At 56.7% G+C, this 23,936-nt stretch carries 32 protein-coding genes; 2 read left to right on the forward strand and 30 right to left on the reverse strand.

Going from position 1 to position 23,936, the window contains the following annotated elements; genetic code table 11:
* Positions 1-9: 9 nt before the first annotated feature.
* From GXP70_RS18095 to GXP70_RS18205, 24 genes are all read right to left on the reverse strand, one after another.
* Positions 10-780: a trypsin-like peptidase domain-containing protein gene (locus GXP70_RS18095; protein WP_162358131.1), complete on the reverse strand. Its 771-nt coding sequence runs from the start codon at positions 778-780 to the stop codon at positions 10-12.
* Positions 781-830: 50 nt separating this feature from the next.
* A complete protein-coding gene (locus tag GXP70_RS30090) occupies positions 831-962 on the reverse strand; it encodes a hypothetical protein (protein WP_263864020.1) in 132 nt (43 codons plus the stop codon).
* A complete protein-coding gene (locus tag GXP70_RS18100) occupies positions 962-1,267 on the reverse strand; it encodes a hypothetical protein (protein WP_162358132.1) in 306 nt (101 codons plus the stop codon). The genes GXP70_RS30090 and GXP70_RS18100 overlap by 1 nt, the downstream gene beginning before the upstream one ends.
* An 11-nt stretch (positions 1,268-1,278) precedes the next feature.
* Entirely contained in the window at positions 1,279-2,424 is a 1,146-nt protein-coding gene (locus GXP70_RS18105) for a hypothetical protein (protein WP_162358133.1), read from the reverse strand.
* The gene (locus GXP70_RS18110) at positions 2,424-3,992 is read right to left on the reverse strand and encodes a hypothetical protein (RefSeq protein ID WP_162358134.1); all 1,569 of its coding nucleotides are present in this window, start codon (positions 3,990-3,992) and stop codon (positions 2,424-2,426) included. The genes GXP70_RS18105 and GXP70_RS18110 overlap by 1 nt, the downstream gene beginning before the upstream one ends.
* Positions 3,993-4,643 (reverse strand): hypothetical protein, encoded by a 651-nt coding sequence (locus tag GXP70_RS18115; protein ID WP_162358135.1) that lies wholly within the window; start codon positions 4,641-4,643, stop codon positions 3,993-3,995.
* Positions 4,640-4,819: a hypothetical protein gene (locus tag GXP70_RS18120; RefSeq protein WP_162358136.1), complete on the reverse strand. Its 180-nt coding sequence runs from the start codon at positions 4,817-4,819 to the stop codon at positions 4,640-4,642. The genes GXP70_RS18115 and GXP70_RS18120 overlap by 4 nt, the downstream gene beginning before the upstream one ends.
* Complete coding sequence (locus tag GXP70_RS18125) at positions 4,816-5,394, reverse strand: phage adaptor protein (RefSeq protein ID WP_162358137.1); 579 nt, start codon at positions 5,392-5,394, stop codon at positions 4,816-4,818. The genes GXP70_RS18120 and GXP70_RS18125 overlap by 4 nt, the downstream gene beginning before the upstream one ends.
* A gap of 14 nt (positions 5,395-5,408) precedes the next feature.
* Positions 5,409-5,756, reverse strand: a complete 348-nt coding sequence (locus tag GXP70_RS18130; RefSeq protein WP_162358138.1) for a hypothetical protein — start codon at positions 5,754-5,756, stop codon at positions 5,409-5,411.
* A 54-nt stretch (positions 5,757-5,810) separates the two neighbouring features.
* The gene (locus tag GXP70_RS18135) at positions 5,811-6,992 is read right to left on the reverse strand and encodes a phage major capsid protein (protein ID WP_162358139.1); all 1,182 of its coding nucleotides are present in this window, start codon (positions 6,990-6,992) and stop codon (positions 5,811-5,813) included.
* A gap of 17 nt (positions 6,993-7,009) precedes the next feature.
* Positions 7,010-7,771 carry a hypothetical protein gene (locus GXP70_RS18140; RefSeq protein WP_162358140.1) on the reverse strand — a complete coding sequence of 254 codons (762 nt, stop codon included), beginning with the start codon at positions 7,769-7,771 and terminating at the stop codon, positions 7,010-7,012.
* 117 nt (positions 7,772-7,888) lie between these two features.
* Complete coding sequence (locus tag GXP70_RS18145) at positions 7,889-8,083, reverse strand: hypothetical protein (protein WP_162358141.1); 195 nt, start codon at positions 8,081-8,083, stop codon at positions 7,889-7,891.
* Complete coding sequence (locus tag GXP70_RS18150) at positions 8,083-8,508, reverse strand: hypothetical protein (protein WP_162358142.1); 426 nt, start codon at positions 8,506-8,508, stop codon at positions 8,083-8,085. Before GXP70_RS18150 ends, GXP70_RS18145 begins: the two co-directional genes overlap by 1 nt.
* Complete coding sequence (locus GXP70_RS18155; protein ID WP_162358143.1) at positions 8,509-10,614, reverse strand: portal protein; 2,106 nt, start codon at positions 10,612-10,614, stop codon at positions 8,509-8,511. It lies immediately after the preceding gene.
* Positions 10,615-10,629: 15 nt separating this feature from the next.
* Positions 10,630-10,824, reverse strand: coding sequence for a hypothetical protein (locus GXP70_RS18160; RefSeq protein WP_162358144.1), 195 nt, complete (start codon positions 10,822-10,824; stop codon positions 10,630-10,632).
* An 11-nt stretch (positions 10,825-10,835) separates the two neighbouring features.
* Positions 10,836-11,084 carry a hypothetical protein gene (locus GXP70_RS18165; RefSeq protein WP_162358145.1) on the reverse strand — a complete coding sequence of 83 codons (249 nt, stop codon included), beginning with the start codon at positions 11,082-11,084 and terminating at the stop codon, positions 10,836-10,838.
* Positions 11,081-12,478 carry a PBSX family phage terminase large subunit gene (locus tag GXP70_RS18170; protein ID WP_162358146.1) on the reverse strand — a complete coding sequence of 466 codons (1,398 nt, stop codon included), beginning with the start codon at positions 12,476-12,478 and terminating at the stop codon, positions 11,081-11,083. Before GXP70_RS18170 ends, GXP70_RS18165 begins: the two co-directional genes overlap by 4 nt.
* A gap of 215 nt (positions 12,479-12,693) precedes the next feature.
* Positions 12,694-13,128, reverse strand: coding sequence for a terminase small subunit (locus tag GXP70_RS18175; protein ID WP_318652381.1), 435 nt, complete (start codon positions 13,126-13,128; stop codon positions 12,694-12,696).
* Positions 13,129-13,406: 278 nt separating this feature from the next.
* Positions 13,407-13,826, reverse strand: coding sequence for a transcriptional regulator (locus GXP70_RS18180; RefSeq protein WP_162358147.1), 420 nt, complete (start codon positions 13,824-13,826; stop codon positions 13,407-13,409).
* Between the two features lie 15 nt (positions 13,827-13,841).
* Positions 13,842-15,218, reverse strand: a complete 1,377-nt coding sequence (locus GXP70_RS18185; RefSeq protein WP_162358148.1) for an SNF2-related protein — start codon at positions 15,216-15,218, stop codon at positions 13,842-13,844.
* Positions 15,215-15,496 (reverse strand): VRR-NUC domain-containing protein, encoded by a 282-nt coding sequence (locus tag GXP70_RS18190; RefSeq protein ID WP_162360540.1) that lies wholly within the window; start codon positions 15,494-15,496, stop codon positions 15,215-15,217. Before GXP70_RS18190 ends, GXP70_RS18185 begins: the two co-directional genes overlap by 4 nt.
* Before the next feature lie 282 nt (positions 15,497-15,778).
* Positions 15,779-18,145 (reverse strand): virulence-associated E family protein, encoded by a 2,367-nt coding sequence (locus GXP70_RS18195; RefSeq protein WP_162358149.1) that lies wholly within the window; start codon positions 18,143-18,145, stop codon positions 15,779-15,781.
* A gap of 6 nt (positions 18,146-18,151) precedes the next feature.
* Complete coding sequence (locus tag GXP70_RS18200) at positions 18,152-18,382, reverse strand: DUF3310 domain-containing protein (RefSeq protein WP_225442463.1); 231 nt, start codon at positions 18,380-18,382, stop codon at positions 18,152-18,154.
* Positions 18,383-18,479: 97 nt separating this feature from the next.
* Positions 18,480-18,947, reverse strand: coding sequence for a hypothetical protein (locus tag GXP70_RS18205; protein ID WP_162358151.1), 468 nt, complete (start codon positions 18,945-18,947; stop codon positions 18,480-18,482).
* 123 nt (positions 18,948-19,070) lie between these two features.
* On the opposite strand from GXP70_RS18205, the gene GXP70_RS18210 reads away from it, so the two are divergent.
* Positions 19,071-19,265 carry a hypothetical protein gene (locus tag GXP70_RS18210; RefSeq protein WP_162358152.1) on the forward strand — a complete coding sequence of 65 codons (195 nt, stop codon included), beginning with the start codon at positions 19,071-19,073 and terminating at the stop codon, positions 19,263-19,265.
* A 52-nt stretch (positions 19,266-19,317) separates the two neighbouring features.
* The gene (locus tag GXP70_RS18215) at positions 19,318-19,680 is read left to right on the forward strand and encodes a hypothetical protein (protein ID WP_162358153.1); all 363 of its coding nucleotides are present in this window, start codon (positions 19,318-19,320) and stop codon (positions 19,678-19,680) included.
* A 171-nt stretch (positions 19,681-19,851) separates the two neighbouring features.
* Here GXP70_RS18215 and GXP70_RS18220 read toward each other — a convergent pair whose 3' ends face one another.
* The 6 genes from GXP70_RS18220 to GXP70_RS18240 all read right to left on the reverse strand — a co-directional run bounded on the left by GXP70_RS18220 (position 19,852) and on the right by GXP70_RS18240 (position 23,913).
* Positions 19,852-20,064: a hypothetical protein gene (locus GXP70_RS18220; protein WP_162358154.1), complete on the reverse strand. Its 213-nt coding sequence runs from the start codon at positions 20,062-20,064 to the stop codon at positions 19,852-19,854.
* Between the two features lie 152 nt (positions 20,065-20,216).
* A complete protein-coding gene (locus GXP70_RS18225) occupies positions 20,217-20,420 on the reverse strand; it encodes a hypothetical protein (protein ID WP_162358155.1) in 204 nt (67 codons plus the stop codon).
* Positions 20,421-20,434: 14 nt separating this feature from the next.
* A complete protein-coding gene (locus GXP70_RS29890; protein ID WP_225442464.1) occupies positions 20,435-20,923 on the reverse strand; it encodes a hypothetical protein in 489 nt (162 codons plus the stop codon).
* Between the two features lie 7 nt (positions 20,924-20,930).
* Positions 20,931-22,895, reverse strand: coding sequence for a DNA polymerase (locus GXP70_RS18230; protein WP_162358156.1), 1,965 nt, complete (start codon positions 22,893-22,895; stop codon positions 20,931-20,933).
* Positions 22,892-23,518: a beta clamp domain-containing protein gene (locus GXP70_RS18235; protein ID WP_162358157.1), complete on the reverse strand. Its 627-nt coding sequence runs from the start codon at positions 23,516-23,518 to the stop codon at positions 22,892-22,894. The genes GXP70_RS18230 and GXP70_RS18235 overlap by 4 nt, the downstream gene beginning before the upstream one ends.
* Entirely contained in the window at positions 23,515-23,913 is a 399-nt protein-coding gene (locus GXP70_RS18240; protein ID WP_225442465.1) for a nucleoside triphosphate pyrophosphohydrolase family protein, read from the reverse strand. Before GXP70_RS18240 ends, GXP70_RS18235 begins: the two co-directional genes overlap by 4 nt.
* Positions 23,914-23,936: the final 23 nt, after the last annotated feature.

The raw sequence follows: 23,936 nt of genomic DNA on the forward strand, positions 1-23,936 counted from the left end.
GTCCTGTTGCTAAATTTTATTTAGTTCGAGTCGAAGTATTGAGGATCTGACAGCGGTACCCACCGTTGACGTAACCCCAATGACTTCTCCAGTACTATTAATTAACGCCCCACCGCTTGCTCCAGGCATTGTATCTGGGTAATGACTCCACCGATCATCGTTCCATTCACTTACGAACATGCCTTCCGTGATCGTGAACTTGGAGCTCGGATACCCCAGCGCGTACACCTTATCCTTGTTAACCGGCGTTCCCGTATTCAGCGTAAGCGACGGATACCCCTTCACGCGGAATCCAATCAGATCTTCATCTTCATTCTTGAACAGCGCGTCGGCTACCTTCACGACTTCTTGTTTATCGGCGAAGTTAATGGTCAGCGTATCCGAGCCTTTGGCGACGTGCCAGTTTGTGACGAACACGTCTGTATTGACGATGAAGCCGCTGCCCTGCGCGATGGCCTGCTGTCCGGCGTAGGCGTAGACGAGGCCGACGCTCTCGCCGATCTTATTCAGCTGCGCCAGCGACAAGCCATTCTGTGCGGGCTGTACCGGCGCGGGAGCCGTCGTAATGGTCGCCTGCTTCTTGATGTTGTCCCAATCGACACGAGCGCCTAGCGCCTCCGCGACGGCCTTCAGCGGCAGCATCGTGGAGCCGTTGATGATCTGGCCGGACTGTACCGCCTTCCCGTTGACCAAGACTTTGACGAGCGATCCGTTCGCGGCATAGGCCGTGCCGCAGATTAATAGAAACAACGTGGCGATGATAGCTATCTTCCGTTTCATAGAATCACCTCATAAGTAAGATAATTCCATAGTAACACAAGATAGAGGTATTAATCAGCTATCTGCGGCGTTGCCAGGATCGTTTCCGCCTGTTCGACGGTAATCCATTTCGGGGCGTAGCTAATGACTTTGGCAGCATCAATCTTACGCATGATCCACTGGGTTAGAATGAACTCGTACATCAGGACAACGCCTCCATAATCGCCAGTATCGCTTGTTCGGCTGCAATCTGCCGTTCTTCCATCGATGGCGGGTCGGGCGGTCGCGCAGCCCACTCCGCGTCGAGCTCTTCCTGCGTACGCTCGGCACGCTGGCCGTACATCCGATGGTAAAGGAATTGCCCCCGCTCGTTCGTGAGCACAGGGTTGTAGTGCCGTTCCGCATCCTCGGCGACAAGAATATCGGTCTCCAATGGCTGAACGAAGGCATCAGAAAAGCCAAGGATAATCACCCCGGCTTCATTGGTTCTTTCATAATGGTTTGCCATGATATCCTCCTTTACAATTCTGCATCTGCCGTCCAATGGAAGCGCTGGAAGTTATTCGCGGTGAATGCGCCGGCGGATGCACCTACGGAGAACGAAGATTCTACTGCCGTTGCGGTGACGGCTCGATCTGCTACAAATGTCCCGCCGGAAGTAATTTCTGTCGAGGATCCCACCGTCCCATTTTGAGTGCTATAAATCGTCATTGTCGGCTGTACTCGCTTGTTCACCCTAAATCCAACATCATTCCGAGTAAGCAAGAATGTTGTCAATGACGTGGACTGTACACAACCATTGCTAATTGCGGTGCCCGGCGCTGTTCCATATGCGTAGCTTTTTTCGTAATACCGTTGGCATAGCATCAGCTCATCTGCTATAGGGCGGCTTTGAAATGGTAGAGCCGAGCTTCCTTCATTGATCGACACTTGGGCAATGTCGATCACGTCGCCTGTCTGCGGGGTTAAGCAGCGAATTTCAAAGGCTAGGTAGCTGTTCGCCCCTACCGTCTTACCTGAGATACTAGGTAATGTGGCTGTAAATGTAATCGGTGTCCACACATTCGCGGCAAGCGATTGGGATTGTCCGGTTGTCGCCGAAACTTGCGTACTTCCGCCGCTACCGAAATTCTGAAGGTAGATATCTTTCCGTACGTTGAGGCCTGTCCGGTTTGATCTGATCCAAAATGTATGTGTCACTTTCTTCCCTGCGAACGTTCGGACGTCCTCTATCCGTTGTTGAATTCCAACTCGCGTTCCGGTTCCTACACTTGTAACGTTAATGCGATGGTAGTAGGTCGGTTCGTTTGGCACGTCCGTTTGCCCTGGCGTGATGCTTTGTCGGCTCACGTCTGCCGCCAACGTGCCATCAAATTGAATGGTCCACCGATCTGCGGAGAATCCATTCAACCCGGTAAAGCTTGTGCCTCGTTGCCAGATGTCAAAATTACCATTGATGATGGCTTGTCTGCTTTGAAAATCAGGAGGAAACGGCACGAGCAGACCGCCAGCAACCAGGCTATCGGCCTTCTGATTCAGCAGATCAATGGTATCGTAGGCTTCTATAAGAGCCTCACGGTTCGCCTGCGATGAAGCGACGATTGACGGCTGCTGGTTCGCAATGGCCGTATTCAATTTCGTTCGATTGGATGGTAGATTCGCCATTAGTAACCGGACGCCCTCCCCTTAATCGTCATGTCGTACACTTCGCAGAGCTCGTCCCGGTTGTTGCGGAAGATAATCTGGAAGTAGTACGAATTCTTACAGAAAATCAGCGGCGTCGGCGCGCTGACCAAATCGGTGTAATCCAAATTCGCCCATGCAGCCCTGTCCCACTGCGTCACGTCCCAGGTCATATACTGATTCTGCAGCGCGCTGGCGACGTCGGCTCGCGAGCTGTAGAAGATAATCGAGACATCTAGGCTGGACTTCGTCGCATATTGCCGCGCATTGATGATCAGTTCATCCAAGACGGACATCTTACCTGACGACTCGAATTTGATCATGTCCGACACCCGTATCATGTCGGTTGGCGTTCCGCTTGTCTTCGCCGCGTCGTTCCAGTCGGTACCCAGCGTGGCATCGAATTTATGCAGAAGCCCTGTTTCACCGGCATAATAGAGCACGCCGCTGCGCGCGAAACCGGCCGCCTTGATGTTCGTCCACGGGTACCATTCACGGTTGCGGACGTCGTAGGCGTAGCATAGACGCTCTGTGCCACGATTGATCTGAAGCAGGTACAGGCTTGTGATGGCATCGAAGTACCCGACAACGCCTGCCTTCTCAGCATCCGTCAGGCCGATCGCGTCCCAGTCCAGCTTGTCGACGGTGATGGATCGCGTCGCATAGCGGCGGGAACCGGTATCCATAAGCTGCGTATCGTAGATCTCATAGACGCCGTCATCCGATAAATACGCGACGCTCTGTGTGCCGTCTGGATACGTCAAACGATCGATCGACCTCGGCGCAACGACGCCGGCCTTCGTATTGAGGAACTGGTTGCCCTCGAAGTCGTCGAAGCTGGAACCGAACAATACGCCCCAGCCGCGGCGCATCGGAAGCATCAGCACATTGTCGAACGCAATGCCGGTGCCGTTCACATAATCGTTCTGTCGCACCCAGCGCTCCCACTGGACGGAAGGGTAGTAGTCGAACGTGTAGCGCTTGCTGTACCACACCGTATCGCTGCCGTCGCTCACCATGACGTGCCCTTGGTAGCTCCAGCAGTACTTCATCCCCTTACCGTGAAGCGTCGACAGAATGTTCGGCGGGTTCGGGCTCGGGTCATCGGCGGCAGGCGTAATCTGCGCAACGCTGAATGCCGTGTCGTTGTAGGCCTTGATTGTCCCGGTGTCCGTAATGATCTTGCGGCTGACGCTGTTGGCGTCCGTGAAGTCAACATCGGACATGTCGGCGCTCGCCAACGCGCCGGATGCCGCTTGCAGCGCCGTGCCATTGAAGCGATACAGCGTCGTGCCTGCCGTCGCGATAACCTTATCTGTCGCCCCTGTGCGATAGACCGTCAGGCGCTTGATCGGATTACCCAGCGGCGTCACCGTCACAGGGACGCTACCGGGGCGCTTGGCGCTCGGCCCGATCCGGCCTTGCGGCTGAACGCTGTTGAGCAGCAAGCGGGCTTGATTCTGCGCTAGTGCGGTTGGCTGGGAGACGGTATTGACGCCGCCGGAGACGCTCAGATTAACGGTCAGCGGCTGTTGAATCCCGCTTGGCATCTATCCGTCCCCCTTGGCTTTCGGCACGTCAGCGAAGCTCGGCGGGCTGCCGCCGGGAGCCGCGCCTCTGGCGGAGATTGCCGCCTGCACGATCTCGGCGTAACCGGACCGCGCCGCGCCTTCCATCGCGTTCGCTTCTTCGTAGAAGTTCTTCACGTTCTTCACGAGCGCCGATATCTCCATGATCAGCGGCTTGTATCCGCTCTCCGGCATATCCACGGGGTCCGACTCCTGCGTTACGATACGCGGGTACCGCAGATACTTCAGCTTGAACGACCCGGACAGCCCGCGAATATGAATCGGCTGGTTCGGCCCCTCGCAGTACCAGCCGACGGCCGACGTGTCCAGGTAGCGCTGCGGTGCCTCTTCTTCCGAGCCGTCGACGTTCACCTTGATCAGGCGCAGCGGCTCGAACATGTTCGTGATGGCGGCATTCCCCCTTGTGAAGGAGGCATTGCCGTCCGCGCTGATCGCTATGGTATCGCTCGTCTCCGCGTTGTAGCAGAGCCGTGCAAGGTTCCAGAGCGCGACGTTCATGAACTGCAGCAACGTCTGGTTCTGGCTGGTGCTGTCAGATCCCAGATAGTCGATATCCATCTTGTTTACTGTCCGTACAACGGACAGAATTTGACCCGCATTCCAAGTATTCATCGAACCACCTCATAGACGGTGCATTTATTGTCTGCGCAATAATTGACCGTGGACGAATGCCGAATCGCCGCGGTCGGCGTCTCCGTCTCGACAACCGGCGTCATCAAGCCGTAAATCGGCATCAGCTCGCCTGTCTCTTCGATGCGGACAGCACATGTAAATTGATAAGGCTTCACCAGTTCCTCGCCGCCTTCCGAACGCTCGCCTGTTTGTGCCGCTTCTGCATGTCCACCTTGAAGCGTCGCTGTGCATCGTCCCATACGGCAAAATAACGTTCAATCAATCCCTGGCTTCCGCCGACGTTCGGTAGCGCGAGAATCATCGCTGCGGCATACGACGCAACCGCCTGCGCATAGCGGGCATCAATCGGCAAGGTGTCCGTCTCCGCGACCATCTCAGATGGATAAGCGTAATAGTAGAGGTTCAGCGTCACAGCGCTGCCCGGTGTCGGCGAGATAACTAGCTCGTTCCCATAGACGCCGAAGCCGTAACGGCCATCGAGAGGATCGATCAGCGGGTAGCTGCAGCTCGGATTCTCCAGCTCCGTTAGAGCGATCGGCGACTTGAAATCAACCGGCAATGGATATCTGCTCGTGCCGGGAACCGTCGTAACGGTTTGCTTCGCCTGCAGCTTGGCGTCGCCGGCCATCTGCATGACGGCGTCATTGAGAAGAACGCGCATATGCTGCTGGTCGCGGTACGCGCCGCCGGTCAATTGCATCACGCGGTCTTTCAACTCGCGAAGAAACATCGGCCATCCCTCCTTTACGCAATGCTCCGGCTCGGCTTATGACTGAATGAGCTGATCAGGTTCTCGGCCATGTCCGTTGCCATATCTGTTACCTTCGCATCCTGGCGGCGCTGTTTGGCCGCCTCTGCCGCGCGCAGCTCGTCGAAGGCGTTATACCGTTCCGGATTGATCCGGTACGCCTCGCGCTCTTGGCGGGCGTCCAGCTCTCCGAGCGGAACCGTCCATGCCGTGTATTCGTCGCCGAGCCGATCTACGGCAATGATGCGGTGCAGGGCGCGCCTGTGATCAAAGTCGATGCGGATGATCTTCGGATCAATCTCCCGAAGCCGCCGCTCGATATCGTGTACATCGTATTGAGCCATACGATCCCTCCTAAAAAGAAAAGGGAGAGCCCGCAGACCCTCCCCTAACATGAATTACACCGCGTAGCCTGGTGCCTCCGTCAGATCCATCAGCGCCGTGTGCGCGTTCCGCTTGTACGTGACAAGCGTCTCGTAGCAGAACATCGTCGCGGCGTACTTATCGTAACCAGGTACCGGTGCCAGAGCTGCACCCTTGTCGTCTTCCATCCATTCGAAGTCGGACAGCTGATACAGGTCGATTTCGCCAGAGTCGACGAAGAACATGCGATTGCTCTCATGATAGCGATCGACGAAGATCGGCAGGCCGTCGTACTCCAGGACGTTTTCGCCGCCTTCCAGCGTCATCGGTTTGGTGTAGCGTACGTTCTGCTGCAGCAAAGCTTCGTACGCTGCGCGGACGCCGTAGGACGTTGTGATCCAATCGATCTTGCCGCCTTCCAACTCGGCTGTGTCAATCGCCTGGCGCATCAGCAGCTGCGAAATAGCGCGCGGCGTGCCGCCGTTTGCAAGAACAGAAGGCTTCCACCACGGATTGCTTGCCGGATCGATACCTTGAAGCTGCAAGGAAGCACTCATAATGCCGCCGATCCCCATCGCCTCGTTATTCAGGTCGCCAGTAACGACAGCATAATCGGTCGCGGCCGTCGTTACGGCTGCGCCATCGATCGTGATGGTCTTGTTCGCCTTGTCGAGGTTGGTAATCGTACGCCCTGTCTGCGTGACGGTACCGCTGTTGTTGACGATGTCGATCTTCATGCCGATCTGAAAGTACTTGATCTTGTCGACCGTCAGCGTGTTAACCGATGTGTTGACCGCGAACGTGCCGATGCGGCCCGTGCCGTCGCCGAACAGTGCGCGGGAACGCTGGTCCTTCAGGTCGCGGACCAGTCCCTTCATCTCACTTTCGACCGCGCGAATGAATGCACCCTTGTCGTTGCGCATCGCCTTGATCGTCGGGCCAGAAATCTCGATGCCGCCGTACAAATACCTGACGTTAGCCGTCGTCTCCTTGTACTTCTGGTTGCCGGCCGTCGGAAGCGCCGCTCCCTCTGCACGGTAGCCGACGCTATTGTTGCGGCCGTAGTGGAGAGGCACGAAGAACCGCTTGCCGGTTGCTTCCTGCTTATTCTGCACCAGACGCTTGGTGACCGGGTTGTCGTTGTTGAGTTGTTCGCGTACAGGGCCATGATAATCTTCTTTAAATACCGCGTTCGCGGCTGCCAAATCAAATGCCATAGTTGTCCATCCTCCAATTAATCGGTTGTGCTCATGCGCTGCATCGCGCGGGCTCGCGCTTCCGCAAACGTCTTCGGCGCCGTGCTGGCCGCCTGCCCCTGAGCCATGGAGCCTGTTACTGTTGGGATGCTGCCCTTTGCGCCGAGTAGCTTCTTCATCCCGTTCTTCTCCGCGTCGGCAATCTGCTTCTCGAGCTGGTCATGCCGAACAGCCTTGAACGCGATGTCCAAAGCTTTTTGCATGTTGCCTGGGTCGATTGGAATGCCGCTGTCCACGAGAAACTGATTGAGCGCCTTGGCATCGACGCCCTTCTCGGCAGCGAATGCATTCACGCCGTCCCAATAGGTGCGCTCCATCTGCCCCCGCTGCTGTTGCTGGGTCAACTCGTCCGCTTGCGCAGCCTTGGCCTCAAGCTCCTGCAGCCTGCGCATGACCTCGACAGGAACCTGCTGCTGATCAGCCTGCTCTTGCAGACGCTCCAACTCAACACGCTCTCGCAACGTCAGCGCGTCCATTCCGTTAAGCTGGGCGAAGTAATCACTGACCTGTTTGTGCGTGTCGTAGTCCTTGAACCGTTCGGCGTACTCGTTCTCGATCTTGGCACGCTCAGCGGCCAGTCGTTTCGCGAATGCCTTGTCGGCTCCTTGGCCGGCATCCTGTTCACCGGCGGTTGAAACTTCCTCTTGTGTCCCGGCGGCAGACACGTCATCAACGCCCGAAGCAGCCTCTTCACCATCGGCGAAAAGCTGCAGGTTAAGCGGGAAACGATACTTTGTCATGAGAAATCCTCCTAGTGGGCGGCGCAACTCCACCATCAACGCCGACGAATAAATGGCATGAGAAAAGGCCACCGCAGTCTCAGCGATGGCCTAGCCTTGTCGTGCTATTGAACTTCGTTAATTCAAAAATCCTCTGTCGTCTATGTCCGCATAACTGAAAGACCCGTAATCGATGTGATTGGTATTAAAATACTCGCTCACCTTATCAACCAGCATCTGGCAAGTATCCTTCTTGACCGGATATGCATCTCCATCAACGACAATGCTCTGTTGTAGAGCCCACGCTACCGCCTCGGCTGTTTCTTCTGGCATTAGTTTGGCACCCCCACGACTTTTATTGTTATAGAACCCGAAGTTGGGGCGACGGATGCGGAGATTCTCAATGCCAACGACTCGAACGGCCTGTCAAGACAAGGCAACGCGGTATTAAGAAGATAATAAGTGCTGCCTTTTGGAACAGTTATTTGTGCCACCGCCCATGCTGTCCCATTCCATTGCTGAATGTTCTGGGGCGCTCCTAAATCAAGCTTTTGTAGCGTCACTGAGATATCTTGATCCATGGAGTTGAATGCCCAAATCTGAAATCTTTGAAACCCGGACAGATCGAGATTGGGGCGATAGTTATTGGTATCTCGAATCGCAAAGGCGTTCTCGTAATACTGAACGCCTAGCGGAATATTTCTACCAACTACCCAGACTTCATCCTGCACGCTGCCGTCATTCTGTATCTTGTGCACCTACATCCCTCCTTGCCGCTGGAGCGCGGCGTCATTTTGAGCGGCCATCTCCTGCATCCGAATATGATGATCTTGCATCTTCGCAGCCTGCTCATGCTGATGCTGCTTGTCCGCTTCCTCGGCTTGCTGTCGGGCCTGCTGCTCAGCCTCTGCCGCTTGTTGCTGCTGTGCTTGCATCTGCGGCGCTTGGAGCGCCTGCTGGTGCTCAGCGACGTGCTGATCGACCAGCGCCTGCAACTCCGGCGGAAGCTCGTCGTATTCGTCGCTTTTGCGGTATCGGTTGTGCGCGGCGATATGCACTTCGTGATCGTAGAAATCCCGCACGACCGGGAGCTTCACGGGCGGCTGCGGCGGCTGAAACATCGACGTGTCCATCCCCCGTTGCGCCAGAGCGGCCGCCTGCTCCTGATACCCCTGCATCTGTTGCTGGTACTGAATGAGCGCTTGAACCGTCGCCTCATCGCCGAATGCCTGCTGGTACAGCCGATTCTCGGTCAGCGCCTTGTTCTCGTCTTGCTCGGTATCGTCAAAATATTGAGTCGCGATCGACTCGCCGAGCATGCGGACGACGCGGCGGCTGTCCGGTTGGCCGGTCTGCGGGTTGTTGAACAGGCCAGCACCGTACATCTGCATGACCTTCTCGTCTTGTACGGCTTTCAGCGTCGGCATGCTGGATCCCGGCACGACGTCAACGACCTCTCCACCGGTCAAGTCGGCACCCATGAACGAAAATGCTTCAATCTCTCCATTCTCTCCAGTGATGGACAACTGCTGCTCTTCGGGAAAATGCTTCTGTACGAGCCGTAGCACCTTCTCGCCCCAAATCTTGATGCCGTCCTCATACGACTGCACCAGCAGCGCGAGCTTAGTTTCATCCTGCTCCACCTGCAGTTGCAGCCCGCCAAGCGTGTTATTGCCCCTCGGTGTCGCGCCCTGGCTGATCTCATGCGCGCCGGAGATGTCCTCCATGTCCGATTCGTCGCGCTCCATGGCTGCTTGCCAGCCGTTGTCTACCGATGCGCCCTGGACACGTTCAGGCTTCGAAGAACCAATCGGCGTATACGTGACGATGCCGCCGATCTCGTTGACCAATTCCTCGTCATCCACGCTCCCCTCCGGCTTAAGCCAGAGCGGATTGCCCATCTCTTCGAGGATGCGTGCCTCTGCCGTGCGCTTGATGTTGTAGGACTTCTGCGGCGTGGTCAGGTCCGTCACCATGCCCGTTGCTACCGCTGTACCGGGGAGCGGAATGGCCGGGAATAGGATGTACGGGAACTCGCCGGGGTCTGTGCTGTTCTCGAGCTCCTTATCGCCGGCGATGACGATCCGACGGCCATTCGGGTACCGGCGGCACGGCAGCTCCCAGTAGTCGTACAGCCAGGCGTGATGCTTGTACGTCTTATTCTTGGCTGAGCCGAGTCCGCCGTCGAACGAGTTGCGGACCGTGATATCGCCTTCCGGCGCTACCTCGACGCCCCAATCATCCTCGATCTGGTCGACGTCAACGGGGATTCGTTCGACCACCCATTTGATTTCCTCGGGGCTCTCGGCGTTCGGATCGACGTAAAGCGAGAACTGATCCCGAACGACAGTAACGATCTTACCTGTCTTCGTCGGCACCTCGGCATCTTCCATCCCGGTCAACATGTCTGGCTCGACGGCGATGTCGTCGCCCTGGTTCTTATCGACGTAGACCTTAAGCGCGGGGAAGCCGTCCAGTAGCATGAAGAACTTCAACCGTCGTGTCTTCGCGTCCATCTTGTCCTCTGTCCACTGGAACGTCAGATACTTGAAGCCCGCCTTCGCCGTCTCGATCCGGTCAATATCGTTGGTATCCGGCTTGACTTCAAGCTGCACACGGTTCTTACACAACTTGGAGAGCAGCGTCAGAATGGCCGGCTTGATCTTGTTGAACGTCAGCCGCACCTCGCCTGGCCGCAGCTCGGGAACGTACACCTGCCGGGCTACTCTGTCCCAGCTAATCCATTGCTTGGACGAATAAAAGGACCGGTTGATCTGCACCTGCCGCAAGATCGACCAGTCCTCTGCTTCTTCGAAGCGTTCCTTCACGAATGTTATGCTGTCTTGCTTCTTGCCCTTTGCCAAGTGCCAACACCTACCTTATCCGTCGCCTGTTTCGCGTTGCTTGGTCAGCTTGATCGCGTATCCCGGCACCGTGACCTCCGTAATCGTAAACGGCAAAAAGCTGATGTCTGGATGCTTGACCGGGTCCGTGCCGATGGCGTATGCGGCGTCTTCACTCTCAGATGCGACATACCTGCGCGTTGTGCCGATTGCTAGCTCAAATAGTTTCATGGGTCATCCTCCTATGAGATAAAATCAATTGGCTCTTCCTTTCCTTCTGGCGGCTGCTCGGCGCGCTTCTCACGGATCACCTTGCCCGCGTAGGCTTCGAAGCTCGGCGCCTGAATGCGGTCGAGCAAGTCGCGTCGCTCTGCCGCCCAGTGTGCCTCAAGCTCGCTCAGCTTCCGCTCAGCGCGGCTACGCTCGATGTGCAGCTGGCACAAGAGCAGAAACACGATAGCTCCCATCGTGATAATGATCGTACTCATCATCCCGCATACTCCCCTTTCCGCTTGCGCTTCGACCGCGCTTGCTTGTCCAGCTTGTCGATATGCTGCTGCACCTGTTCTTCCTTCGTCGGATGCCTCGGCGCGCCGCTCGGCTTCGACGGCAACGTCCGCATGCCGCAGAAGTACCGGATCGCGTCCGGCCCGTGTGTCAGCTCATGCGGTTCAGTAGCCACGTCATTCGGGTCTTTCTCGTCCTTTAGCACGGCCGGCAGCGTGCGGATGATGTTCTTGCAGTTCGAGAAGAACTTAATCCGTGCCGTCTTCTTGGCCTCGCCTGTTTGCTCGTCGAACGTCTCGTATGGTGCCAGCCACTCCTTAAGGTTGAGCCAGCCCTGGATGCGCTCATTGCCCGCCTTGATGAGCGTCACGTCGTTGTTCTGGAATATCTCCGCCGCGCTCTTGCCAGTGTCCTGCCTGCGGTTCCACAGATCGGGCGGCGCGTAGGTGAGCTTGATTCGCTCGGACGGCAGCGTCATCTCTTTCAGCCGCTTGGCCGCCGCGCTGATGATGTGATCCGATTCGTAGACCTCTTTGTACACGTAGGCGAAGCCCTGCATATCGACGGCAATCCAGTACGCAGCCAGCATGTCCAATCCGTAGTCGAGCACTCTAAACCGTTGCCAGTCATCCGGGATAACGAACGGCTGGATGACATGTACCGATTCGCTGAACTCTTCGAAGTACGTGCCGCCAGGCAGTCCGTATTCACCCAGGCCGACAACCTTGTACCGCGCTGGATTCGTGCGCTCCAGGTCTTCAATGAGCCGTCTATCCGCGTCATCCAACCACTCGTTGCACTTATAGGTCGTCGTGTACGTGTCAGCATCCGGGTCCGTATTGTCGAAGAAACGGCTCTTTGTCCAATGCGAGTCGATCCACGGGTTATAGCTCAGCGTCACCTGCTTCCAGAGCCCGTCAGGCATCTCACCACGAATAGACTCATCGAAGGTTCGGAATTCTTCTTCCTTCTCGATTTCGAAGGCTTCCTCCACCCAGGCCCAGCAGAGCACCCCGACGTCAACCGTGATCGACGTTATCTTAAGTGGATCGTCGAAGCCTCGAAACAGGATCTTCTGCCCTGTCGGCAGGTACTTGGCCTCCAGCGGCGATTCGGTAAACTTCCAGAGATGGAATACTTCCAGCCGGCGCGCTGCCCACTTCAGCACCGCATACGTGCTGTCCTTGTTCGTGTTGAACGTATTGCGGACAACGACGGCGTTCGCCTGGGGGTGCTTCATGATGTTGTAGATGTACCAAAGCGCCACCGTCCGGGACTTCTTGGACGCCCGGCCGCCCTTCAGGACGCGGTACCGCTTCTTCGACCGCCAGAAAGAGCCGTATCCGCGGCCAACCATGTCAGGTAGATTTATTTCCATGCTAATCACCTTCAAAATGGACCTATGCGTAAACACGAGAAATCGCGAGTAAAACGGAGATCGTCATTTCGCACGGGATGCGCGAATTCGCCGCCATCTGGACAGTAAAAAGAGCGCTTGATTTTTAGCTAATCGGCGCTCACGGTCGAATACGGCTGATTCTTATATGTCAAGGTTTCGGACTTTACGTCAAAATACACATTTTGCGAGGTAGCCTAATCCGGCAGGCTCTCCTCTCCCTTGAAGACGACAACCTGCCCTTCGACCTGCTGCTTATCCACCCACATGCTGTACCGTTTACCGAGCAGCTCCGCGGCCCGAAGGCGGTCCTTGCCGTCGAGCTCTTTCTTGACGAGTGACTGCTCGCCCATGCCCATGCCGAGCGGGAACTGCTCTTTGACTTGGCCGCGCAGCACGTTCGTCAGAAACTCCAGCACTTCGTCCTGCTTGGCGATGCGCTTCTCGTCCTTCTCGGCGATTGCGGCGTCGATGTAGGTCTTAATGGCAGGTTTTAGCAGGTTCTCTTGCCCGATGACTCTTGCTGTTTTTTCGCTATACCCTGCTCTGACGGCCGCCTCCGTGGCGTTTCCAGTCTCAAGGTAAAAATCCGCAAACTGTTTTTGTTTCTCCGTCAGTTTCACATGGCTCACCTCGCCCCGCTCTCTCGTCGTAAGTCAAGCCTTCAAGTTTCAGCAGCCCCTCGGCTGTCAGCCATTCATGATAATTGCCTTTCACCACCAGGGCCACCTCACTTTACTATTTTTCCACAATATGGTACTATGACGTTAAGCCGTTGTGGGAAGGCATCCCCGCGGCCCTTTTTATTTGCATGAACAAAGCCGCCCACGAATGGACGGCTCGCTTTAAATTATTCGATACTAGCATAATAACACGGATTTCGGGGCCAAAAGTCGCATCGGTGTAGCATTTATCTCCAGCCAGCTCGCGCAGCAATCGCCGTAATGATCCCGTCCCGCCACCGAAACACTGTTGCCCGGTGCGCGGGGATCTCCGCCGCAATTCCGTCCCACGTCAAGGTTTGCGGCCGCGTCCAGTATCGCAACTGGATGAGTTTTTGCCGGTCATCAGGCAGTCCGCTGACAACCGACTCAATGGCATCCACGACGTTCATCATCTGTTCTAAACGTTTATGGCTGACAAGCAGTATAGCCGTTCGTCCTGTGGGGTCGCCTGGCAGATTACTCTTGCCACCTCCGACATTCTCGTCCTCTGACGTTTTGCCTTGCAACAGATCGTTCTTAATCCGAACAATCTCTCGTAGCGTGTCGTGGTAGGCGTACAGCTCGGACTCGACGTGTAAAAAGGTCCCTCGTTTTATTTTAAGCATTCGTGCTGCTCCTCTCTATCCTGCTTTGATCTTGTCGATGCGGGCTTTCAAGGCTTGCATCAGCTCTTCTTGGCCTGCTGCTTTACGTTCCAGTGCGGCCGCAGCGTCCATGTCCATCGTGCCTTCGGCGATCAGCTTGATAATGACGACGCTCTGCCGGAGGCCCTGGCGATGAACGCGCGCATTCGCCTGCTGCTCGTACTCCAAACTCCAGATCTGGTCAAACCATACGACCGTCTGGCAGCTCGACTCCTGCAGGTTCAGGCCGTGGCCGGCCGACTGCGGGTGCAGCAGAAGCAGCGGAATCTCGTTGTTGTTCCATGCGGCGATGTCGTCATTCCCGTCTCTACCCTTGCGAAGAATGCGTGCTTGCGGGAACCGCTGCTGGATGCGTGCCAGGGAATGCTTGAAGTTATAAAACAACATGACCGGCTTCCCGTTCGCCGCCTCGATGATGTCCTCCAGCGCGTCCAGCTTCGCATCATGAATCCACTTCATCCCGCGCTGCTCGTCGTAGACGGTGCCAGACGCCATCTGCAACAGCTTGTTGCTCAGCACGGCCGCGCTGGCCGCTACGACGTCCGCATCGACGTACTCCAGCAGCAGATCTCGCTCGAGAGTCCGATAGAGTTCCGTCGCCTTCGCGTCCAGCTTGACCGGCATCATCCGATCGATTCGCTCAGGCAGCTCCAGCCAGTCGGCGGCCTTCATGCTCACGGCAACATCGGCGATGGCCTCGTAGATCCGCTCTTCGGCCTCACGCTTTTGCCGCCAATGGTAGACGATATGTCCGTCACGCTCGCCGGGTGTAAAGTACCGGTCCCGGTAGGCGGTAATCGTATTACCCAACCGCTCGCCTTGGTCGATCAGGTAGATCGGCGCCCACAGGTCCATCAGACTGTTCGGCGCCGGCGTCCCAGTCAATCCGACGAGCCGCTTGATCAGCGGCCGGACGCGTTTTAGCGCCTTGAACCGTTTGGCCTGGTGGCTCTTGAAGCTGCTCATCTCGTCGACGACAACCATGTCAAACGGCCACTTGCTGCCGTACTCCTGCACCAGCCAAGGCACATTTTCGCGGTTGATGACCCAGATGTCGGCGTCCGCTCGCAGCGCCTTCCGCCGCGCCTCCGCGCCACCCAGGACCTTGGAGACTCGCAGGTGCTTCAGGTGATCCCACTTACCGACCTCCCGCGGCCAGGTGTCGTCCGCTACCCGCAGCGGCGCGATGACCAATACTTTCGCGACGTCGAAGTAGTCGTTGATCAGCATGTCGATCGCGGTCAGCGTGGATACCGTTTTACCCAAGCCCATCTCAAGTAGCAAGGCGATGTATGGTGTGTCCAGGATCCGCTCGATGGCGTGCTGCTGGTAGGTATGTGGGGTGAACTTCATTTCGGCATCACCTCCGCAATAAACCGATCGATGTCGGCTTCACAGTCCAGTTTGTAATGGGTGTGGCCCATTGCCAAAAGCGTCTTTCGCCATTTCCGCTGCATCGGCTCCAGCGGCTTACCCGGTGCCTTCATCTCGACATAAACGGTGCGGCCACCTGGCAGGATGACCAGGCGGTCAGGCACTCCTCGGTTGCCCGGGCTCACCCACTTCGGCATTTTACCGCCGATCCGCTCCACCGCCAGCCGCGCCTTTCGTTCCAGTGGGGATTCTCTCATGATGTCTTTTCCTCCTGTTGCCGATGCCGTCATTTCGCGCGTACTCCTGTATTACGCGTTTAACTTATATTCACGGGCTCCGCTATATAGTTAAATACTACTACTACTACTACTACTAGGGATTTTACGGCAACAACGGCAACAAACCGCTGAAACCCTTGGCACGCAAGGGGTTGAGACGTTGCCGTGAACTCTGTTTGACGGCAACATCACGGCAACAACGGCAACACCTCACGGCAACGCACGGCAACGCACGGCAACGCACGGCAACGCACGGCAACGTCATAACGATCGTTCAAATACCCGCTGAACGCCGTACTCACCTACTCGCACCTTGCCTTTTCGTTCAGCCCACCCGTGCATGTTCCGCATCAGATCCATGATCTCTTTAGAGTCCCATGGCTTCATATCGCCGCGGCGTTTGCCGAGACATTCCGTCCAAATCTGGGCCGCACAGACGCGGTCCCGCTGCTGGCCGGTCGGCCGGTCCAGCTCGTCAACCTCCTCGGACTCCAGCCACTCCTGAATAAGCCCCTCCCGCGGATCGGACTCCATGTGCGCGGCTTGCCGCCGATCTGCCTCCTCGCGGGCCTCGCGATCCAGCTCCAACGATTCCCCCGCCTTGTACCAGCACATCACCTCAGCCCAGATCTGCCGGACCTCGTAGTCGGTCAAATCGTCCCAATGGCTGCGCCCCGCTTGCTCCGGCACAACGTCCACTGGCCAAAAACGGCGATTCCCTGTCGCGTCCTTCAAAAACTCCCGGTTGTTCGTGGTCCCAAAAAAGATGCATTTCCGCGGAAACTCTGACACCTGGCGATCGTACGCCACGCGGTACCGGTCCTCCGTCTTCGATAAAAACGCCTTGACCTCCTCGACCTCTGAACGCTTCATCGCCGACAGCTCCCCGATTTCGAAGATCCAGCCGCTCTGCAGGTGCTCGCCGGCCTCTTTATTCTCAAACGTCCGTAAACTATCCGAGAACCACTCCCGGCCAAGCTTAGCAAGCAGCGAGCTCTTGCCGGCGCCCTGCGGGCCGACAAGGACAAGCATCTGGTCGAACTTACACCCGGGGCGATACAGCCGCGTCACGGCCGCCAGCAGCATCTTCCGCGTCACTTGGCGCGTATACGGCGCGTCGGCGGCGCCGAGGTACGTAATAAACAAGCGCTCGGCACGCGCGGTGCCGTCCCACTCCGTCGCCTCCAAAAACGTCTTGATCGGATGAAACGTATTGCGGTGGACGACTTCCGTGAAGGCATTCTGCACCATCGCCGCCCCCTTGATGCCATACGTCTTCGAGAGCCAGTGCTGCAGGCGCTTGTCGTCCGCGCCAAGCCAAGGCTCATACGAACGGGTCCGGCGATCCCGCGCGCGCCACGGTAGATTGCGCAGTACGACCTCAGCGTTGCCGAACGCGTCGTAACCGAGAACGCCATGCCACGGGCCGTGCGATAGCAATAGCTCGACATTGCCGGCGGTGCCAAGAGGTACACCCGTCTTGTGGTGTACCTCCAGCTGATCCTTCCAACTATCCTCCGGCTCGGCCGTGGCGGCGTCCGGCGTATCGTCGTACTCCTCGTCGCCGAAGTCGTCAGCAAACGCCGCCTCGAGCTCCCCCATTTTCATCCGCTTGACCTCCGGCAGACTCGCCACCCAGTGCTCCATCGCCATGTGACTTGGCTTCTTGGCATCCGGCGTATGATCCTTCACGCGCTCGTCGAGATGGCCGAACTTGTGTACGCGGACCAGGTCGAACAGGTTGTATGTCCGGCCGTCGGCGATCGGGTCGGAGTCCTGGTGCGAGTAGACCAGCTCCTGGCCGGGGTAGAGCTCCTGGCCGTTCGCGGAGCTGCCGCGGACGTACGTATATCGGTTCGGCATCGTGCCGACTGAGTAGACGTCGTCCAAGAACTCAGCGATGCCGTCCTCGGCCGGGTAAGCCCGGCAGAACAAGCCGATCGTGCCATACTTCTCCCGCGGATCCTGCGCGCGCTTCCCGGCGAGCACCGGCGCCTTGTCATCGGCGTGCCGCGGCCATGACATGACGTCCTGCCAGTTCGCATACTGGTCAAGCAGGCTGTCGACCGGCAGCGCGGCGCCATCGGCGATCTCGAGGACAGGGTCGGCATCACTGCTACAACTCGGCCAGTACATGAGGCGGTGGATGTGGAATGTAGTCTTGTCGAAATAGCTCATGCCGATCTGCTCCGCCAGCTTGCGCGCGGCGGCCGCATACTCGTCGGGACTCATCGGGCGGTCCGTCGGCACGATGACGCGGTATTTCGGCTTCTCCGGGCGATGGCTGTGCGTGCTGTAGACCGCGTAGGCATAGCCGCCAAGGACAAGCTCGACGGCGAACAAGAAGCCGTCGTCGGCGAAGTCCGCGTCGAGCGTGATCGCGCTGCGCGAGCTGACCGCCTCCTTCTTCCGGCGTCCGCCATCGAGCATCCCGGCGACGAAGCCGGGGCCGTCCTTGGCGTTGCCACGGGCGTTGCGGTCCATTTTGTCGTACTCCGCCATGCTCTCCGCTGTCCGGCGGACCTGTCGCAGCCGGTCGCAGAGCTCCGGCCAGGTCATGTACTGCGCCTTCCAGTTGAGATCCGCCCGGTGCTTGCCGATCGATATATCCAGTTCGAGATCGTTCATGTCTTGTCACCTCTGCTCTGCTTCTCTCGCTTTCTTGATCAATCGGTCGATATACCAGCGGGCCTTACGCAAGTCCTCGACACCATTCTTGCGCTTCCAGCGCCACAGGTATTTAATCGCCGCCCCGGTGTCATACGCTTCCTCGCCCGTCAGGCCAGTCGTCGCTGCGGCGATCGCGTCGATGCACTCAATGCCGCCGGCCGTGTAATGCGCTGGGTGATTTACTGGATCGTTCATGATGCTAACCTCCATAGATGTAAGATTAATAGGATCATAAAGAACCAAAAGCCGGCACAGTACACGAGAGCGACCAGCAAAATCCAGTTCACACGTCTCACAAATGCTTTGCCTCCTTGCGGCGTAAACCGCCAAAGTCTCCGCGGGCGCACCGTTCAAACTTGGGCAGCGTCAACGCGTCCGCTTTGCTCCAGCCATTGCGAAGGCGCTCTCGCAGGCTGTGTGCCGTCAGACCCAACGCCTCCGCACGCTCGATGTCCGCAAGCGATACCTTGCGCTGACGTTCCGCCCGGAGCTTAATCGCTTCTTCATGAGTAAGCGTGGCCGCGTCCTCTTCGGTGTACCCGGCCGCGATCCGGCGGGCGTACTTGCGGCGGCTGATGCCGTTGGCCGCCGCGACGACCAGCCAGTGTTCGGGTAACTCGAGACTGCGCTTCATAGGCAGCTCGCTGATCGCCCGATCGACACTCCATCCGTACTGGTGCACACGTTGATATACATTCTTGCTGGAGATGCCGATCGCTGCCGCTTGCTCGTAATGCTCAGGAGAAATATAGATGCTCATGGATGACTGACTCTCCTTTACGTAGCGTTTTATTCGGACATGTTCTTAAATTAAAGTGTTTGACAAAGTAAAACAATTGTTGTATTATTGATTTATAAAGTTAAACAAAGGAGATGGTTGTAAGTGGAAAAAGAACTGAAAGCACATATCCTTCGAATGACAGAGAATGCAAATTGGGCCGTACGCGCATTGCCTAATATGCTTGAAAAGGGAATACGTGTACTAAATAGTGAGGAGGCTCAGTCCGCTATTAAAGAAAAAGGCAGAGATTCCGTTATCCACCACGTCGCTTTCAAACTTGTTGACGAATATTACTGATCTAACCAACAAGCCGGGGAAACCGGATGAGGTCGAAAGGACGTAACATAAAATGAGCGAAGCGGAAGATTACATTAACTCTTTGAACCAAGAGTACGGCCTTTCCTTGACTGGTTTGAGCCCTCTCTACGAGTCAATGAAACTCCCCAAAACAGCTATCCGGAATGTCGTCAAGGACTTTGGTAATGGACTCGGTCGCGTCGTATACGTCGATCCACAAAACCGACTAATCGCCAACAGGATGGAGCCTTTGGTCGTCGGCCTGGCGGAAACTGCTGCAATGCTTGGATGGTCGAAGCAACAAGTCTCTGAATACATCAAACGCGATAAGTTTCCAGAGCCTGCCCTGAGACTTGCCAGCGGCCCACTTTGGACCATTGAGCAAATTGAAAAATACCGAGACGCTCGTAGCTGAGCGTCTTTCTTATGATCTTCCGTATTCAGACCCAGCCCATGAATACTTCTTCTGTCTTTCTACATTTGCGGCAGGTTTTATTTCTTTCTTCGAGATTGTGTTCCCATTCATGACGGCAAAATAATCGCTTAATCCAATTCACGATCAAAGCCACCTCATGTCCTTCCGTATTCACCATTTTGCTTTGACTTCACGATGCAAAACCAATACGCCGTCTGCTCGCTGACTTACTTCAAGATAAACCTTGTCTCTGTCCCCAATAGCTTTTACAAGCGGCCCCTCGTACGGAAGCTGCTGGTATAATGTCTTATCGCGGTTACTGATAAGCAAAGACGAATTTTCAGGAAACAGTGCCCGTTGCAGCTTGACTATGAATTTTTCCACTCATGTTCCTCCGTGTTCATCCAATGTTCATGTCCTTGGCGTTTTTTGATAGGGCCACATATTTTTCCCGCCATTCTTCACTTTCCAAATACATACAATTGGCCGCATTGTTTCGCTTCCATCCAAATTCACCCTCCCATGTATTTGATTATTCATTTTGTTACAAACTTTCGCCTCAGTACTTCACCAGCTCGCTGTTTGATAACCTTGTCGCCCTTATCGATTGCTAAACCATAGATGCAAAACAATTGCTGCTGGACTCCGGATCTATCTTTCTCGGATCGACAGACAGGAGAATCAAGTGTTTCCTCAAGCTCACGGATGCGTTTCTTAATCAGAGATTCCCAGCTTGGCATGTACAGCCTCCTATTCAATATGTTGTATGATAGCGAAGCTCCCGGAGCCGGGCATTGCCATACACACTGGCTTGCTCCTGAGTCCATACCGGCTCCGTCGCTGCTCGCTCAGGCGTCCAGCCACAATCGCGGATGCGGCCATAGAACGTGCTCCGCTTGATGCCATTGGCGTCAGCAAGCGCCCTGATCTTAGCCGGGATTTTGCGCCGGGTACTCGCTGCCCTCGTCATTGCCTCCTGGCGAGTGAGAGGCGGCGTTGTAGCCGCCCTCTCCAGCTCCCAGCCGCGCCCAAACCGGTAGTAAAATGTGTCGCTCGATACTCCGTTTTGCTTTGCCAGCTCGCGCCACTCCGGATAGGAGCGTTGCACTTTCGGCGGCTCGCTGATCGCCCGATCGACGTCCCAGCCAAGCCCGCGCACTCGACTCTCCAGCGTTCGCGCGCAGATCCCGCACTCGGCTGCCGTGGCGTAATCCTCCGGCGTGATGTAATAGTGACGGGTCATAATGTCATCAGTCCTTACAGTAAAATGAGGTCTCAAACCCGGCGGCCTTCAGCGGCAGTCCGGGCGCCCAGTCGATTGGTTGCCCCATGATCGTCGTCATCTCATCCACGTCGCCGAAGCCTACTGGGCAATCGCCGACGATTTCGTCATGCACATGGAGTGGCATCGGGTAGCCGGCGTCGTCCAGCCGAAGCATGTTCTCGGCGAGGCAGTCACGGGCGATCGCCTGCACCAGGTTCTCCACGAGAGTCCCGCCCCATGTCCGCTGTCGGCTCCATTGACCTCGATCATCCTGCGCGAAGAACGTCAGGCCGTCCTTGCCGAATTTCTTATCGTGTTGAATCTCGACCTGCGGGTAGGCGAGGCTGTGACCGCTCGGCAAGTCGGCGAACAGGAAGCCGGCAGCATACCGGTACTGGACACCGTGTGCCAGCTTAACCGTCCGCTTCTCCCGAACTGCTTGCATCGCGGCTTCCTCGGCACGGTACCATAGCTTGCGGATCTTCGGGTTTGCCTCTCGCCATTGCCGCACAAGGCCGTCATAATCGTCCGGCGGGATCTCCTTCTTCTTATCCATCTTCTCCAGCGCGGCCCGGCCGCCGCCGAAGCCACAGGCGAGCGTTGCCACCTTGCCCGGCGCCCGGTAGCTGTAATTGGCGTGTCCCTTGACGATCGTCTCAAACGGGACGCCGAACATGCGCGCCGCGGTCGCCTCATAGATTTTGCCGTGACCGAGGAAAACGTCGATCACCCATTGCTCATCGGCCAGCCATGCGATGACGCGCGCCTCAATAGCGCTGAAGTCCGAGACGAGGAAGCGGCAGCCGTCCGATGGAATAAGCGCGGTGCGCACGAGCTGGGAAAGGATGAACGGCGGCGCTCCGTACAGCAGCTCCAGCATCTCATGATCGCCACTCCGCAGTGTCTCCCGCGCGAGTGCCAGGTCGCCGTGGTCTTCCAGCTCGTTCTTAGGCAAGTTGTGCATCTGCACGTTCCGGCCAGCCCACCGCCACGTCCGGTTCGCGCCGCAGAATTGCAGGATGCCGCGAACCCGATCGTCCGCGCAGATCGTGCGCGCCATGGCGTCGTATTTGCTGTTGCTGGTCTTACCCATCTCCTGCCGGAGCATTAGCATGCGACGGGTGTCTTCGTCCGGCGCCGCGTCGAGCAGTACAGGCATGAAGTCCTTGCCGAGGCCGTCCGGCGTCTCCAGCCCGCGGTCAGCGAGCCATGCCTTCAGCTGTGTTAGACTGTTCGGGTTATCCAGCCCGGTCAGCTCCTTCGCCGCTTGCGTGAGGCGCTCCGTGTAGTTCTCCGCGCAGATAATCGCTTGTCGGACGAGCTCCGGGTCGAGCCGGACACCTTGATCGTTGATGCGCTGATCGAGCGCCCAGAGCCGCCACTCCCTTTCCGGCACCGGGAAGCGCTCCAGCTTCCGAGCGACCTCCCGTTCAACGACAACGTCTTGCCGGCAGTACTCCACGAACTGCGCCCACTTCTCTGGCTCATGGTGCGGCAGATTGCGGGTGCGCTGCCCGTTGACCTTCGTCGGCTTGCACGGAACGGAAAAATACTTGATCAGCGCTTTGCCCTTGGCGTCCTTCTCCGCTGACAGCTTCAGCACTTCAGCGACGCCGCCGAGATTCCCCGGCAGGCCGAGCGTCAGCGCGTGGACGGCGGAGCAGCGCCATTGGGCTGGGTCGCAGTCAATGCCGAAATGCCTCCGGATACACGTCCTCTCGAATGCGGCATTAAAAGCTGACTTGATGATGTTCGGGTCGACCATGTCCCGCATAACCTGAGTAGGAACGTCCTCGAAGGCTGTCAGATCGACCACCTGCACTGGCTCGTCGTCGTAGGTGTACGCGAACAGCAGAATCTCAAAGTCCGGCGCCTCGACGTACCGATGAACACCGCATTTGATCAAGTCGACAGAGCTGTATGTCTCGATGTCGATGCGGAGAACGGTCATGAAGATACCCGATATGGAAGAATCAGGACGTCGATTCCTGTATCGCTTGAAAGAACGATCGGGTCGTTCGGCCCACGAAGTCTCAGCGTAACGGCTGTATTAGCGGCTTCAAATACAGCAAGCGCGGTCGAAAAGTATTCAGCATTGAACGTTCTAAGCGATTTACTCTTCACTGGAGCGTCGCCTATCTTAGCGGACAGAGTAAGGTCTGGATATTGACTATCAACGCTAAGATAAATGATTCCGTCGTCGATCTCCAATCTGGCTGTTGGCACTTTTTTGCTTAGCCTCACAGCGACCGCGGCAGTGCATTGCGCGGCGAGCAGCGCTTCCGGAACCTCTGCCTGCGAGATCTCGAACTCCTCAAGAAAGTCTGTAGGAAAAATCCGGCTAAGGTCCGGATATACACCTTCGATCGGTTGCCCTGTCTTAGCGTTAAGTGTTACTGGCTGCTGAAAGTTGTGCATGCCTGATACCCGGAGCGCGAAATGAGCATTTGTCACAAAAGCTATCCCGTTCGTCCCGTAGTGAATCCCCTGTAATATGGGACGAGATTCTCCGGTATAAGCAAACAGCTTTCCAAATTTACTAAGAATATCAACTTTAGAAAGTGTTTTGCTCATAGCACCTTGCCTCCATGCCGATGCGGCCGCGTCGCGTTGTAGGCCATCTTCTCGCGGATCGCCGTCTCCAGATCGATGCCGTACAGCCCGCAGGCGTCGAACACGCGAATCACGACGTCGGCCAGCTCGGAAGGGATGCCGCAGGGCTTCCATGTCTCGTCCGGCTGCTCATAGGTCCGAATCTCTTCACCGTTGATTTTCTTGGTGTACCAAACCTCGGTGTATTCGTGACCGTTCCGGTGATCTTCCAACGCCTCGGATGCCTCCGAGTGAATAAGAGAGATAATGTCGCCGAAGCTTCGCGGCTCATCGTGCCATCCTTTGCTTACGGCGTTGCGGTGTGCGGCCTCGACCAACGTGCTGATCATAAATGGTTGAACTGGGCTTTCACTCATTGTCAAACCCTCCTGTATAGGAA

It is taken from the genome of Paenibacillus lycopersici (assembly GCF_010119935.1).
Lineage (GTDB): Bacteria > Bacillota > Bacilli > Paenibacillales > Paenibacillaceae > Paenibacillus_Z > Paenibacillus_Z lycopersici.

What these genes read in the sequence shown, in the direction of transcription:
- GXP70_RS18095 (WP_162358131.1), bottom strand. Translation starts at nt 780, where the DNA reads ATGAAACGGAAGATAGCTATCATCGCCACGTTGTTTCTATTAATCTGC.
- GXP70_RS30090 (WP_263864020.1), bottom strand. Translation starts at nt 962, where the DNA reads ATGTACGAGTTCATTCTAACCCAGTGGATCATGCGTAAGATTGATGCT.
- GXP70_RS18100 (WP_162358132.1), bottom strand. Translation starts at nt 1,267, where the DNA reads ATGGCAAACCATTATGAAAGAACCAATGAAGCCGGGGTGATTATCCTT.
- GXP70_RS18105 (WP_162358133.1), bottom strand. Translation starts at nt 2,424, where the DNA reads ATGGCGAATCTACCATCCAATCGAACGAAATTGAATACGGCCATTGCG.
- GXP70_RS18110 (WP_162358134.1), bottom strand. Translation starts at nt 3,992, where the DNA reads ATGCCAAGCGGGATTCAACAGCCGCTGACCGTTAATCTGAGCGTCTCC.
- GXP70_RS18115 (WP_162358135.1), bottom strand. Translation starts at nt 4,643, where the DNA reads ATGAATACTTGGAATGCGGGTCAAATTCTGTCCGTTGTACGGACAGTA.
- GXP70_RS18125 (WP_162358137.1), bottom strand. Translation starts at nt 5,394, where the DNA reads ATGTTTCTTCGCGAGTTGAAAGACCGCGTGATGCAATTGACCGGCGGC.
- GXP70_RS18130 (WP_162358138.1), bottom strand. Translation starts at nt 5,756, where the DNA reads ATGGCTCAATACGATGTACACGATATCGAGCGGCGGCTTCGGGAGATT.
- GXP70_RS18135 (WP_162358139.1), bottom strand. Translation starts at nt 6,992, where the DNA reads ATGGCATTTGATTTGGCAGCCGCGAACGCGGTATTTAAAGAAGATTAT.
- GXP70_RS18140 (WP_162358140.1), bottom strand. Translation starts at nt 7,771, where the DNA reads ATGACAAAGTATCGTTTCCCGCTTAACCTGCAGCTTTTCGCCGATGGT.
- GXP70_RS18145 (WP_162358141.1), bottom strand. Translation starts at nt 8,083, where the DNA reads ATGCCAGAAGAAACAGCCGAGGCGGTAGCGTGGGCTCTACAACAGAGC.
- GXP70_RS18160 (WP_162358144.1), bottom strand. Translation starts at nt 10,824, where the DNA reads ATGAAACTATTTGAGCTAGCAATCGGCACAACGCGCAGGTATGTCGCA.
- GXP70_RS18165 (WP_162358145.1), bottom strand. Translation starts at nt 11,084, where the DNA reads ATGATGAGTACGATCATTATCACGATGGGAGCTATCGTGTTTCTGCTC.
- GXP70_RS18170 (WP_162358146.1), bottom strand. Translation starts at nt 12,478, where the DNA reads ATGGAAATAAATCTACCTGACATGGTTGGCCGCGGATACGGCTCTTTC.
- GXP70_RS18180 (WP_162358147.1), bottom strand. Translation starts at nt 13,826, where the DNA reads ATGCTTAAAATAAAACGAGGGACCTTTTTACACGTCGAGTCCGAGCTG.
- GXP70_RS18185 (WP_162358148.1), bottom strand. Translation starts at nt 15,218, where the DNA reads ATGAAGTTCACCCCACATACCTACCAGCAGCACGCCATCGAGCGGATC.
- GXP70_RS18190 (WP_162360540.1), bottom strand. Translation starts at nt 15,496, where the DNA reads ATGAGAGAATCCCCACTGGAACGAAAGGCGCGGCTGGCGGTGGAGCGG.
- GXP70_RS18195 (WP_162358149.1), bottom strand. Translation starts at nt 18,145, where the DNA reads ATGAACGATCTCGAACTGGATATATCGATCGGCAAGCACCGGGCGGAT.
- GXP70_RS18200 (WP_225442463.1), bottom strand. Translation starts at nt 18,382, where the DNA reads ATGAACGATCCAGTAAATCACCCAGCGCATTACACGGCCGGCGGCATT.
- GXP70_RS18205 (WP_162358151.1), bottom strand. Translation starts at nt 18,947, where the DNA reads ATGAGCATCTATATTTCTCCTGAGCATTACGAGCAAGCGGCAGCGATC.
- GXP70_RS18215 (WP_162358153.1), top strand. Translation starts at nt 19,318, where the DNA reads ATGAGCGAAGCGGAAGATTACATTAACTCTTTGAACCAAGAGTACGGC.
- GXP70_RS18225 (WP_162358155.1), bottom strand. Translation starts at nt 20,420, where the DNA reads ATGCCAAGCTGGGAATCTCTGATTAAGAAACGCATCCGTGAGCTTGAG.
- GXP70_RS29890 (WP_225442464.1), bottom strand. Translation starts at nt 20,923, where the DNA reads ATGACCCGTCACTATTACATCACGCCGGAGGATTACGCCACGGCAGCC.
- GXP70_RS18230 (WP_162358156.1), bottom strand. Translation starts at nt 22,895, where the DNA reads ATGACCGTTCTCCGCATCGACATCGAGACATACAGCTCTGTCGACTTG.
- GXP70_RS18235 (WP_162358157.1), bottom strand. Translation starts at nt 23,518, where the DNA reads ATGAGCAAAACACTTTCTAAAGTTGATATTCTTAGTAAATTTGGAAAG.
- GXP70_RS18240 (WP_225442465.1), bottom strand. Translation starts at nt 23,913, where the DNA reads ATGAGTGAAAGCCCAGTTCAACCATTTATGATCAGCACGTTGGTCGAG.